The 13,031-nt window shown below is 59.3% G+C and carries 9 protein-coding genes, 1 tRNA gene and 1 pseudogene; 8 read left to right on the top strand and 3 right to left on the bottom strand.

What is annotated here, in order from left to right:
* Positions 1–241 precede the first annotated feature (241 nt).
* From ACLB1G_RS13030 to ACLB1G_RS13045, 4 genes are read left to right on the top strand one after another with little or no spacing between them, the layout of a single operon-like run.
* Positions 242–2,092 (top strand): type I restriction-modification system subunit M, encoded by a 1,851-nt coding sequence (locus tag ACLB1G_RS13030; protein WP_491627638.1) that lies wholly within the window; start codon positions 242–244, stop codon positions 2,090–2,092.
* Positions 2,089–3,375 (top strand): restriction endonuclease subunit S, encoded by a 1,287-nt coding sequence (locus tag ACLB1G_RS13035; protein WP_491627639.1) that lies wholly within the window; start codon positions 2,089–2,091, stop codon positions 3,373–3,375. Before ACLB1G_RS13030 ends, ACLB1G_RS13035 begins: the two co-directional genes overlap by 4 nt.
* A complete protein-coding gene (locus ACLB1G_RS13040; RefSeq protein ID WP_491627640.1) occupies positions 3,372–4,310 on the top strand; it encodes a DUF5655 domain-containing protein in 939 nt (312 codons plus the stop codon). The genes ACLB1G_RS13035 and ACLB1G_RS13040 overlap by 4 nt, the downstream gene beginning before the upstream one ends.
* A gap of 45 nt (positions 4,311–4,355) precedes the next feature.
* Positions 4,356–7,475, top strand: coding sequence for a type I restriction endonuclease subunit R (locus ACLB1G_RS13045; protein WP_491627641.1), 3,120 nt, complete (start codon positions 4,356–4,358; stop codon positions 7,473–7,475).
* 61 nt (positions 7,476–7,536) lie between these two features.
* On the opposite strand, the pseudogene ACLB1G_RS13050 reads toward ACLB1G_RS13045, so the two are convergent.
* Positions 7,537–7,707: pseudogene (locus tag ACLB1G_RS13050) on the bottom strand (Fic family protein); the annotation flags it as partial.
* A gap of 343 nt (positions 7,708–8,050) precedes the next feature.
* Here ACLB1G_RS13050 and ACLB1G_RS13055 point away from each other — a divergent pair.
* Both ACLB1G_RS13055 and ACLB1G_RS13060 read left to right on the top strand, forming a co-directional pair.
* Positions 8,051–8,392: a helix-turn-helix domain-containing protein gene (locus ACLB1G_RS13055; protein ID WP_491627642.1), complete on the top strand. Its 342-nt coding sequence runs from the start codon at positions 8,051–8,053 to the stop codon at positions 8,390–8,392.
* Positions 8,393–8,404: 12 nt separating this feature from the next.
* A complete protein-coding gene (locus ACLB1G_RS13060; RefSeq protein ID WP_491627643.1) occupies positions 8,405–8,680 on the top strand; it encodes a hypothetical protein in 276 nt (91 codons plus the stop codon).
* On the opposite strand, the gene ACLB1G_RS13065 is transcribed toward ACLB1G_RS13060, so the two are convergent.
* Positions 8,669–8,745: transfer RNA gene (locus ACLB1G_RS13065), tRNA-Pro, on the bottom strand. The genes ACLB1G_RS13060 and ACLB1G_RS13065 overlap by 12 nt on opposite strands.
* 208 nt (positions 8,746–8,953) lie before the next feature.
* Between ACLB1G_RS13065 and ACLB1G_RS13070 the strand changes: the two genes are divergently transcribed.
* Together ACLB1G_RS13070 and arsC are read left to right on the top strand one after the other, a co-directional pair.
* Complete coding sequence (locus ACLB1G_RS13070) at positions 8,954–11,308, top strand: TonB-dependent receptor (RefSeq protein WP_491627644.1); 2,355 nt, start codon at positions 8,954–8,956, stop codon at positions 11,306–11,308.
* Positions 11,309–11,348: 40 nt separating this feature from the next.
* Entirely contained in the window at positions 11,349–11,696 is a 348-nt protein-coding gene (gene arsC, locus ACLB1G_RS13075) for an arsenate reductase (glutaredoxin) (protein WP_491627645.1), read from the top strand.
* Positions 11,697–11,822: 126 nt separating this feature from the next.
* Here the strand turns inward: arsC and ispB are convergent, their stop codons facing one another.
* A complete protein-coding gene (gene ispB / locus ACLB1G_RS13080) occupies positions 11,823–12,812 on the bottom strand; it encodes an octaprenyl diphosphate synthase (RefSeq protein WP_491627646.1) in 990 nt (329 codons plus the stop codon).
* Between the last annotated feature and the right edge of the window lie 219 nt (positions 12,813–13,031).

Consider the following 13,031-nt stretch of genomic DNA (forward strand, 5'->3'; position numbering starts at 1 on the left):
CAGGACCCTGGTTTTTGCCTGAGAGTGCAAACCATGGGAGGAGGAGGGGGCGCTCGCTGTTTGGCGGGGAAAGTGGGGCGCTACGGCGGTGCTGGAGGGGGAGGGCGGTCCCATATTCGATGGTGGACTGGCCGCGTGGCGGTATGGTATTCGCCTGGCAAGAGAGGCCGGAATGGCACTACGGCCATTTGAAGATGATAAAGTGCATATTTCAAGAAAAAAGTTAAAGATTTTTAATTTCATGAATCATCAAGCTCTTTCGTCGTTTATATGGTCGGTTGCTGACCTCTTGCGCGGCGACTTTAAACAATCAGAGTACGGCCGCGTTATCCTTCCATTCACCGTGCTGCGCCGCCTGGATTGCGTGCTAGAAGCGACCAAGCCGGCCGTGCTGGCCGAGTTCGCGGCCAAGAGCAAGGCAGGACTGAATCCGGACCCATTCCTGCGCCGTGCGGCGGGCAATCAAAGCTTTTACAATACGTCGCCGTTGGACCTCGTTAAGCTGTTGGGTGACCAGGACCATATTCGTCAGAACCTGTATGCCTACGTCCAGGGTTTTTCGCCCGCAGCGCGTGACATTTTCGAGCGTTTCGACTTCTACACCCAGGTCGAGCGCCTGGCCAAGGCCAACCTTCTGTACCTCGTCACCGAGAAATTCGCCAACATCGACCTGCACCCTGAAGTGGTGGACAACGCCAGCATGGGCTTGGTATTTGAGGAACTGATACGCAAATTCGCCGAAATCTCGAACGAAACGGCCGGTGAACACTTCACCCCGCGCGAAGTCATCCGGCTGATGGTGAACCTGCTGTTCATCGAGGATGACGACGTGCTCACACCCGGCAGTGCCGTGGTGCGCACCATCTACGACCCGACTGCGGGTACGGGCGGCATGCTGTCGATTGCCGGTGAATACCTGCTGGAGCACAACCCGCAGGCGCGCCTGACCATGTTCGGCCAGGAGCTCAATGACGAGTCCTACGCCATCTGCAAGGCCGACATGCTTATCAAGGGCCAGCCGGTGGAGAACATCATCGCCGGCAATACGCTTTCCGACGATGGCCACGTCGGGCGCAAGTTCGACTACATGCTGTCCAATCCGCCTTTTGGCGTCGAATGGAAAAAAGTCGAGAAGGCGGTGCGTCAGGAGCACGAGCAGAAAGGCTACGACGGCCGCTTTGGCCCCGGCCTGCCGCGCGTCTCCGATGGCTCCATGCTGTTCCTGATGCACTTGATTTCTAAGATGGCGCCGGTGGTCAATGGCGAGGGCGGCAGCCGCTTCGGCATCGTGCTCAATGGTTCGCCTCTGTTCACCGGCGGCGCTGGCAGCGGGGAAAGCGAAATTCGTCGCTACGTGCTGGAGAACGATCTGGTGGAGGCCATTGTCGGCCTGCCGACTGATATGTTCTACAACACTGGTATCGCCACCTATGTCTGGATTTTGTCGAACAAGAAGCCGGCCGACCGCAAGGGTTTTGTGCAGCTCATCGACGCCAGCGGCTTCTGGCAAAAGATGCGCAAGAGCCTGGGCAGCAAGCGCAAGGAAATGAGCGATGAACATATTGCCACTGTTACGCGGCTGTTCGGTGACTTCACCGAAGCTGAACTCGTCACGGTGTTTGATGCTAGCGGGGCGGCGCTTGGCCAGCCGCAGCTTGTGACTGGCACCGACAACGCGCCTGTTACGCCTGAAGGTGGCAAGCTCAAGCGCGTACCCATCTCGCGCATCTTCGCGAACGAAGATTTTGGCTACACGACCATCACTGTCGAGCGGCCATTACGCGACGAGGACGGCAATCCCGTGCTCGGCGTGAAAGGCAAGCAGAAGGGCAAGCTGCAGCCGGACAGCGCCTTGCGCGATACCGAGAATGTGCCATTATCCGAGGACATTCAGGGCTATTTCGAGCGTGAGGTTCTGCCACATGCGCCCGATGCATGGATTGATGCGGAGAAAAGCAAGGTTGGGTATGAGATTCCCTTTAACCGCCATTTCTATGTGTTTGAGCCGCCGCGCAGCTTGCATGCGATTGACGAAGAACTGAAGGCGGTATCGGCGAGCATCATGAAGATGCTTGAGGAGTTAGCGGAATGAGTTTGCCGAGATATGAAGAGTATAAAGACAGTGGTGTCGATTGGATTGGTAGCGTTCCAGCACATTGGGATATTGTCGCGCTAAAGCATTTGCTCGACATTCAGAACGGAGCAGACCACAAAAATGTAGAGCAGGCGGAAGGTTTTCCAGTAATTGGCTCAGGTGGGCAATTCGCATATGCGTCTACCTACCTGTACGATGGAGAGTCTGTCCTGCTCGGGCGGAAAGGCACGATTGATAAGCCTCTATTCTTCAACGGTCCATTCTGGACTGTAGACACAATGTATTGGTCCAAGGTGCGTCCCGGAACGAACGGGCGCTATGCCTATTACGCAACGCTGACGATTCCTTTTGACTACTACTCGACAAATACGGCTTTGCCGAGCATGACGAAGGGTGCTTTGAGCACCCACTTGATAGCTCGCCCAACTCTGGACGAGCAATCCTCCATCGCCGCCTTCCTCGACCGCGAAACCGCCAAAATCGACGCGCTGATTGCCGAGCAGGAAAAGCTCATCGCCCTGCTGGCCGAAAAGCGCCAGGCCACCATTTCCCATGCCGTCATCAAAGGCATCAACCCGCACGTTCCAATGAAGGATTCTGGCGTAGCTTGGTTGGGGAAGGTACCAGCGCATTGGGTCGTCATGCCGCTCAAGTATCTAGTTGAACTGCGGAGCGGCGGTACGCCTAGTAAGGATAACTTGAAGTATTGGGATGGCGACGTCCCATGGGCATCGGCGAAGGATTTGAAGGTAGAAAAACTCAGAGGCACAATTGACTGTATCACACAGCAGGCGGTTGAAGAAGGCGCAGCTAGCATCATACCCGCTGGTGCTGTTCTCGTGGTTGTCAGAGGGATGATTCTGGCCCGAATGTTCCCCGTGGTTGAAGCACTCGTACCGATGGCAATTAACCAAGACCTAAAGGCGGTTATGCCACTAAAAGGAATCAATGCGTCTTTTCTCGCATGGCTTCTCAGAGGCAGCGCGAATGAATCGCTCCAACGTTTAGATGAAGCGGGCCATGGAACGAAGGCACTACGTATGGATGCGTGGACGTCTATGCAATTGCCGATTCCACCGCTCGAAGAACAGGTTCAGTTGGTCGAATTCATTTCGCAAGAAACCGCAAAAATTGATGCATTACGGGCTGAATCGGAGCATGGAATTGAGCTTCTCAAGGAACGCCGCAGCGCCCTTATCTCGGCCGCCGTCACCGGTCAAATCGACGTGCGCAGTACCGTACCGCACGCGGCGGTAAGCCCGGAAGGCATCCCAGCATGAGCGACATCCAACTCTTCCGCCTGCACGGCGCCAGCGCTGTAACGGAACTCACCAGCCAGGCCGCACCGCAGGAAAAGACTCTGCAAGCCCTCATCGAAGGCCAGATGGAAACCTTCCTCGGCGTGCGCTTCCTTGCCAGCGAATACGCCACTGGCAAGACGCACCGGGGTCGCATCGATTCGCTGGGCCTGGACGAGAACGGCTGTCCGGTCATCGTCGAGTACAAGCGCCACAGCACTGAAAACGTCATTAACCAAGGGTTGTTCTACCTGGATTGGCTGCTAGACCACCAGGCCGAATTTCGCTGGCTCGTCATGGAAAAGTTTGGCAAAGAGACCGCCCAGCATATCGAATGGAAGGGAACTCGGCTGTTGTGCATCGCGTCCGACTTCACCCGTTACGATCAGCACGCCGTGCAGCAGATACCACGCAACATCGAACTCATCCGCTACAAGCTGTTCGGTGATGACCTTCTGCTGCTGGAACTGGTGAACGCACAGAGCGTGGCGGATGCCACGGCTGTAAAGCCTGCCGCAGCCGACGTTCCTCCCGTCGAACAGGAAGTGCCCAAGCCGCAGGGCAAGGACAAGTCGCTGGCCGAGCAACTGGCGCTGGCCACACCGGATATTCGTGCGCTGTACGAGCAGACCACGTCGCTGCTGATGTCGATGGGTGATGACGTGCAGCAGAAGTCGCTCAAGCTCTACACCGCGTTCCGGCGGCTGAAGAATTTCGCCTGCGTTATCGTTTATCCGAACCGCTTGCTTATCACGCTCAAGCTGGACCCCAGTACAGTCACATTCGAGGAAGGCTTCAGCCGCGACGTCAGCCAGGTGGGCCATTGGGGTACGGGCGACGTCGAATTATGTCTTCTCGGTCCTCTCGACCTGCAACGGGCCCAGCCGCTGCTGGAGCGCTGCTACGCCGAAATCTAAGCGCGGCGCCCGCCGGCGCAAGAAAGAATAAATCAGGAAATTGCAATGAGCCAGAACCTGCACCAGGAACACCACTTCGAAACCGAAATCTGCGCCCACCTGGCTGCCAATGGCTGGCTGTACGAGGAAGGCGACGCTGCCCGCTTCGACCGCGCCAGCGGCCTGTTCCTGCCCGATCTGCTGGTCTGGATTGAAGCAACGCAGCCCGAGAGCTGGCAGCGCCTCGCCAAGACCCACGGCGCTGCGCTGCCCAAAGTGCTAGCCGACCGCATCCGCAAGAACATGAACGAGCGCGGCACGCTGGATGTGCTGCGCCGGGGCGTGGAGATGCTGGGGCTGCCTGCGCCTCTGGAACTGGCGCAGTTCAAGCCGGCGCTGGCCATCAATCCAGCCATCGGGGCGAAGTATGCCGCCAACCGTTTGCGCGTGGTGCGTCAGGTCTGTCACTCGCCCAACAATCCAAAGGCCGAGCTGGACCTGGTGCTGTTTTTGAATGGCCTCCCGGTGGCCACGGCTGAACTGAAGAGCAACTTCACCCAGAGTGTGCATGACGCGGTTGACCAATACCGCGAAGACCGCCATCCGCAACCCAAGGGCGGCGTGCTTGAGCCGCTGCTGTGCTTCCCGGGCGGCGCTCTGGTGCATTTCGCAGTGAGCCAGTCCGAGGTCATGATGACCACTCGGCTGGCCGGAACGGCGACGACCTTCCTGCCCTTCAACCGGGGCAATGCCGGTGGCGCCGGCAATGCGCCAAATCCGGACGGCTACGCCACGGCCTACCTGTGGGAAGAAGTCTGGGCGGTCGATAGCTGGCTGGACATCCTGCATCGCTACCTCATCTGCAAGCGCAACGACAAGAAGCAGGCGCAAGCCATTATCTTCCCGCGCTACCACCAGCTCGACGCGACCCGCAAGCTGGTAGCCGACGTGCTCGATATGGGCCCCGGCGAGCGTTATCTAATTCAGCATTCGGCTGGCTCGGGCAAGACCAATTCGATTGCCTGGACGGCGCACTTCCTGGCCGATCTGCACGACGCTCAGCATAACAAGCTGTTCGACAGCGTGCTGGTGGTCAGTGACCGCAATGTGCTGGATGCCCAGCTTCAGGAGGCCATCTTCGATTTCGAGCGCACGACAGGCGTGGTGGCCACCATCACCAATGAGCATGGCAGCAAGAGCGCTCAACTGGGGCAGGCGCTCAAGGGCGGCAAGAAGATCATCGTGTGCACCATCCAGACCTTCCCGTTCGCATTGCAGGAGGTGCAGAAACTGGCCGCTACCGAAGGCAAGCGCTTTGCAGTCATCGCCGATGAAGCCCATAGCTCGCAGACTGGCGAGGCGGCAGCCAAGCTCAAGCAGTTGCTGTCGGCGCAGGAATGGGCCGATTTGCAGGATGGCGGCGAGGTGGATACCGAAGCGTTGCTTGCAGCGCAGATGGAGGCGCGTGCTGGAGTGAAAGGGCTGACGTATGTCGCCTTTACTGCGACGCCTAAAGCCAAGACGCTGGAATTGTTCGGTCGAAAGGGCGCGGATGGTCTGCCGCAACCGTTCCATGTCTATTCCATGCGCCAGGCCATCGAGGAAGAATTTATCCTCGATGTGCTGAAGAACTACACCAGCTACAAGCTGGCTTTCAAACTGGCCCATGATGGGCAAGAGTGGGGCGATAAGGCCGTCGAGCGCAGCACTGCGATGAAAGGCCTGATGCAGTGGGTACGGCTGCACCCTTATAACATTGCCAGCAAAGTTCAAATCGTGGTGGAGCACTACCGGGAGAACATCCAGCCGCTGCTTGAGGGGAAAGCTAAGGCGATGGTGGTGGTCGGCAGCCGCAAGGAAGCCGTTCGCTGGCAGAAGGCAATCCGCGCCTACGCTACCACAAAGCACTATCCGCTTGGCGTGCTGGTCGCCTTTTCTGGCGAAGTTGAAGATACCGACAGCTACCCCGAGGCTGTGACCGAGACCAGCGAGGATTTGAATCCAGGCCTGCGCGGGCGTGACATTCGCGAAGTCTTCAAAGGGCCGGATTTCCATATCCTTCTGGTCGCTAACAAATTCCAGACCGGCTTTGATCAGCCGCTGTTGTGCGGCATGTACGTGGACAAGCTGCTCGGCGGCATTCAGGCCGTGCAGACGCTTTCCCGCTTGAACCGCTCGTATCCGGGCAAGGAGTTCACTTACGTACTGGATTTTGTGAACGAACCGGCTGAAATTCTGAAGGCCTTCAAAACGTATTATGAAACCGCTGAGATGGAAGCGGTCACCGACCCGCACCTGGTCTATGACCTGCGTGCCAAGCTGGATGCGGCCGGATTCTATGACGACTACGAGGTCGAGCGCGTCGCCAAGGTGGACCTGGACCCGAACGGCACCCAGAAGCAACTTGACGCCGCCATCGCGCCCGTTGCCGACCGTTTGCTCAAGCGTTACAAGGCGGCGCAGCAGGACATGGCGCTGGCGGAGGAGAAGCATGACGAGAAGGCCGCGCGTGCAGCCAAGGACCAGATGGAGGCACTGCTGCTGTTCAAGAACGATATGGGGGCCTACACGCGCTTGTATGCCTTCCTGAGTCAGATTTTCGACTACGGTAACACCGACATCGAGAAGCGTTTCCTCTTCTACAAACGCCTGGTTCCGCTACTGGACTTTGGGCGAGAGCGCAACACGGTGGACCTCAGCAAGGTCGTGCTAACACACCATACCTTAAAGAACCGGGGTAAGCAGCCCATGGGCTTGAACGCTGACGGTAGTTACAAGCTGCCGCCCATGGATGCAGTGGGCAGCGGCAGCGTGCAGGAAAAGCAGGAAGATTATCTGACCGAAATCATCGAGAAGATAAACGGCTTGTTCGAGGGCGACCTCAGCGACGGCGACAAGCTCATATATGTGAACGGGGTTCTTAAAGGCAAACTGATGGAAAATGAGACGTTGGTACGCCAAGCCGCCAGCAATAGCAAGAATCAGTTCGACAATTCCCCGGACCTGAGGACGGCGCTAGTGGACGCAATCATCGATGCAGGCGATGCTCACCAACTGATGACCGCGCAGGCATTGAGCTCAGAGCACATCTTGAATGGCATTTTGGATATTATTCTGGGCCCGGGCCAGCTATACGAGGCGTTGCGTGCCAAGTCGGTAACAAGCAGTCTTGTCCCGCGTCCGTGAGCTGGCGCGCCGCCAGGTTCCCCCCCCACGATGTACCGCCGCCGAGTTTCTAGTACAGGCCGTGCGCGGCCTCGTGGCAGCCTTGGGAACTGGCTTCCAGCGTTTCGTAGTAGATCTTCTTCGATTCTTCGACGATGCGCTCCAGGCTGATGTAGCGGCCCACCGCATAGTCGAAGTGATAGAGCGACTGCAGGGTCAACAGCCGAGCGATGCGGCCATTGCAATTGGGGTATATTGGGGTATCATTACCCCAATAAGCCAGTGATTACCCCATTTCGGTTTCATGGAAGCCACTGAACTGCCATTTCGGGATGAGCGTCGCCGATGGAGTTTGCCAAGGCCGACGTTGCTGCCGAGGCGAGGAGACTACGCAGGGGGAGCAGTGCACCTATTGACCGTCGGGTGGAAGATAATTACCTCCTGTTCTCTTACATACAGTGTGGAGTAAGGCTGGTACGCTACCTTTTCATTTGCATTGTTGTCATGGTTTGTTCGATACATCGAACATCCTTTGACATTTTGGCGGACGAAGTTCATAGTTTGAATATACAAGCTTGTAGAGCCTCCTCCTTGCTATGCGCGTCGCACAAGCTGATGCATTGCCATCTCACCTTGCAATAGAAGCCACGAAAATTGGTGAGCGCTTGGCTCGTCTGCGAGTGGCTCGAAGCATCTCTCAAACCGAGGCGGCGTTACGGGCCGGCATGTCAAGGAATACCGCCTATCGACTGGAGAAGGGGGAGCCAAGTATTGCCCTTGGCCAGCTTCTACGCTATCTGGACGCAATTGCGCCAGGCAAAACGCTCCAAAACTTCTTGTTGGAAGACGATTCCGCCATTGCGGCCTTAGAAGCAAAAGAACGGCGAAAGCGCGTTCGTCCGTTGTCAAGGCGCGAACAAGAAGAACTAAACTTCTAAGCTTCCTCTTGCATGATCAAGCAAAACAAACTTGCGGTCTTTGCGCATGTCGAAGATGCGTTCGTTCCTGCCGGCTTGTTGACACTGCACGAGGAAAACACCTCCGTGGTGACATCGGATTTCTCATACGGTAGCAAATACCTTATGAGGCCTCAGGCGTTGGAGGTTGACCCTGTTAGCCTCTCGATTTCTGATAAGGCAGCTTCACCCCGCATTTCCACGACCAAAAGCAAAAAGCCCAAGTGCTTGAATCACTTGGGCTTTTTTGGAATTCATTGGTCGGGGTGAGAGGATTCGAACCTCCGGCCTCTACGTCCCGAACGTAGCGCTCTACCGGGCTAAGCTACACCCCGACTTGGGTGAGGCATTATTAGACCAGATTCTTCCGCATTTTTCAAGTCCATCAATCATTCTGTCGCGAAAGATAGCTTGGCAAGTTTCTTGCTTTGTTAAAAAGTCAAGATGGTTGTTGTGCTATTTCAAAAACGCAATCATCCTGACAGGCAAGAATGTTCGACATGTGCGGGCGTGGAGCCCCGCTTACTGACCAAGGGAAACAACATGAAGAAACGTCCAAGTGCAGTGCTACGTCTGACCGCCGCCGCCGCTTGCGTGGCTTATGCAACCGCCGTCTGGGCCGACGAGGGGGCGCCGCCGGCCGCGCAGTCGGACCAGATCGAGGTGGTGCGGGTGACGGCCCAGAAACGCAAGGAAGATCCCAGCAAGATCGCCATGAGCATTTCGGCCGTCACTGGCGCCCAGCTGCAGGCCGAGCACGTGACCGATTTCACCGACCTGACGCGCGTGGTGCCGAATATCTCGTTCACGGCCGCCAGCGGCAACGGCGGCGCTGGCCCCGGCACCTCCAATATCGAGGTGCGCGGCATCAGTTCGGCGGCCGGCGCGGCCACCGTCGGCGTCTACCTGGGCGATACCTCGGTCACGGTGGGCAACGTCTACACCATGGGCAATATCGAGCCCAAGTTCTTCGACATCGATCGCGTGGAGGTGCTGCGCGGCCCCCAGGCCACCCTGTACGGCGCCAGTTCGATGGGTGGCACCATCAAGTTCGTGCCCATCGAGCCGGACCTGAAGGAGCGCGAATTCACCACCTACGCCGAGCTGTCCGGCACCAAGGGCGGCAGCATGGGCTATTCCGCCAACGCGGTGGCCAACCTGCCGCTGATCCAGGACGAGCTGGCGCTGCGCATCGGCGTGCAGACCCAGCGCACCGGCGGCTATATCGACCAGGTCAATGGCAGCGGCGCCACCATCGCCGACAACATCAACAAGATCAACGACCAGGAAGTGCGCGTGGCCCTGAAGTGGAAGCCGACCCGGGACCTGGTGCTGACCCCGGCCGTCTACTTCCAGCGGGTGGACGCCAAGGACATCAACGCCTTCAACCTGGAGCTGCCCGGCTACAAGGCGCAGAAGCAGGTGCGCGAGCCATCCATCGACAAGCTGCTGTCGCCCAGCCTGACGGTGAATTACGACCTGGGCGGGGCCGACCTGACCTCGGTCACCAGCTACTTCCAGCGCAAGTTCGACCGCACCCAGAACGGCTCGGCCTACAACAGCTATTCGCTGTCGACCTTCCTGACCTCGACCGCCGATGGCGGCAACGCGCCGCCGCAGCTGATCGAGGACGTGGCCAACCTGCCGTCGGCGGTCTACCTGAACAACCAGGTGCGCCAGGTGGCGCAGGAGTTCCGCCTGGCCTCCAAGCCCTATGATCCGGCCCGTTCGCCGTGGACCTGGCTGGGCGGCGTGTACTACTCGAACCAGCACACCAACATCATCGAGAACGATCCCATCTTCGGCGTGACGGCGCTGTTCAAGTCCTATGGCTACGACATCGCCGACCCGGACCTGCTGCCGGACGCCTATCCGGGCGCCTTCCCCAACGATAACGCCTTTGCCGGCGCCTTCCACTACCGCGAGAAGCAGGGCTCCATCTTCGGCGAACTCAATTACTACTTTACGCCTGCCCTGCACGCCACCGTGGGCGCGCGCTACCTGCACGGCAGCTCGACCCTGCAGCAGGCCAATGGCCTGTACCTGGCCGGCGCCGGCAACAACAGCACCGCCAGCACATCCGCGCGCGCCTACACGCCCAAGTACGCGCTGACCTGGGAGGTGGATCCGGCCAACACCGTGTACACCAGCGTGGCCAAGGGCTTCCGCCTGGGCGGCTCCAACGTCTACGTGCCGCCCACCACCTGCGGCCCCGACCTGGAAGCCAACGGCCTGACCAACGCGCCCACCACCTACGCGCCGGACAGCCTGTGGAGCTACGAGGTGGGCAGCAAGTCGCGCTTCCTCAACAACCGCCTGCAGGTCAACGCCTCGGTGTTCTATGTCGACTGGAAGAACATCCAGCAGGGCGTGTACATGCCGACCTGCGCCTACACCTACAACGCCAACGCGGGCGACGCCACCAGCAAGGGCTTCGAGCTGGAGATCAAGGGCAAGCCCATGGCCGGCCTGACCTTGAGCGCCTCGGGCGGCTACACCAAGGCCGAGCTGTCCAACGACAAGGGCGCGCAGTCGGGCGTGGTGGGCGCGGTGGCAGGCGCGCCGATACAGGGTGTCCCCAAATACAATGCCTCGGCCACGGCCCAGTACAACTTCGGCGTGGGCGACAACAAGACCGGCTTCGTCATGGGCTCGGTGCGCTGGGTGGGCAGCAGCCATGGTTCGCTCGATCCCGAGCAGACCGATTACAACCGTCCGTCCTATCACACGGTGGACCTGAGCGCGGGCCTGAACTTCGACCGCACCAGCGTCACCGTGTTCGTCAAGAACGCGCTCGATGACGATACCGTGATCCAGCATCCGCAGGTGGCTTCCATCGTCCAGGGCTACCGGCTGCAGCCGCGCAGCATCGGTGTGAGCGTGTCCGCGCGGTTCTGATTTCGGCGATAATGGCGGCCTTTGTATGCCGAGGACCGCCATGACCGTCACCATTTACCACAACACCGCCTGCGGCACGTCGCGCAAGACCCTGGACCTGATACGCGCCAGGGGCGTCGAGCCGGAGGTGGTCGATTACCAGAAAAATCCGCCTTCACGCGAGCAGTTGCGGGACATGATCGCCAAGGCCGGCCTCACCGTGCGCGGCGCCATGCGCGACAAGGGCGAGCTGTACGAGCAGCTGGGCCTGGCCGATGCTTCCCTGACCGACGAGGCGCTGCTGGACGCCATGATGGCGCATCCCATCCTGATCAACCGGCCATTCGTGGTGACGGAAAAGGGTGTGCGCCTGTGCCGGCCTTCCGAGCTGGCCAACGAGATCCTGTAGGGGGGGCACGCCGCGTGGAGCCTGCTTCAAAGCGAGCAGGGCCAGGCGCGGCGACGAAGGCAGTGCGCTAGCACGCGAAAACGGGGAGGAGCTGCAACGACGCCATGTTCGCTTTGAAGCAGGCTCCTAGTGGCTACGATCCACTGCGAAGCGTGCCAGCTGCAATAAGGAGTTCTTGTACACGCTGTCCGGCAAATCGGTAATCGCCGCGATGGCGCGTTCCGACTGTTCCACTGCCTGGCGGCGCGTGTAGTCCAGCGCGCCGCTGGTGGTGATGGCGGCCAGGATGGTGTCGAAGTGCTGCTCGTCGCCCTGCTCGATGCACTGGCGGACCAGCTGGCGCTGCTCCTCGGTGCCGTTTTCCATCAGGTAGATCAGCGGCAGCGTGGGTTTGCCCTCGCGCAGGTCGTCGCCCACGTTCTTGCCGATTTCCTCGGCATCGCCGGCATAGTCCAGCACGTCGTCGATCAGCTGGAAGGCCGTGCCCAGCGAGCGGCCGTATTCGCCGGCGGCGGCGATCTGCGCATCGCTGGCGCCCGAAATCAGCGCGCCCAGTTCGGCCGCTGCCTCGAACAGCTTGGCGGTCTTGGAGCGTATCACCTGCAGGTAGCGTTCCTGGTTCACGTCCGGATCGTGCATGTTCAGCAACTGCAGCACCTCGCCCTCGGCAATTACGTTGGTGGCGTCGGACAGGATTTGCATCACGCGCATATTGTCCAGCGAAACCATCATCTGGAACGAGCGCGAATACAGGAAGTCGCCCACCAGCACCGAGGCCGCGTTGCCGAACAGGGCGTTGGCGGTGGCGCGGCCACGGCGCAGCGAGGATTCGTCCACCACGTCGTCGTGCAGCAGGGTGGCGGTGTGGATGAATTCCACCACGGCGGCCAGTTCGTGGTGCGCCGTGCCCTGGTAGGAATAGGCGTTGGCCACCAGCAGCACCAGCACCGGCCGGATGCGCTTGCCGCCGGCGCTGATGATGTATTCCGCGATCTGGTTGACGAGGCTGACCTCGGAGTGCAATTTCTTGCGGATTACTGCGTTCACCGCTTCCATGTCGGCGGCGATCGTCTGGGTAATCTGGTTCTGGCTGGCGTGTGGGGTAGCGGCGGACAAGGCAAACCTGCATAAGTCTTAGTAAGTGCCGCGATTATACGTCATGCCCCGGGACCCGGGGCGGCTGGCATGGCGTACGGGGCAACTTCGATAACGGAACACCAAGTTTCACGCTGTGCCAAGATTGCCTTGCACATCACAGCGGCGCCGCAGCCACGGCAGGCTTTGACGAAGGATGGCATCCCGTGTATAATCAGCGGTTCTCCGGTTTTTGCGGGG

Source organism: Duganella kummerowiae, from assembly GCF_053572355.1.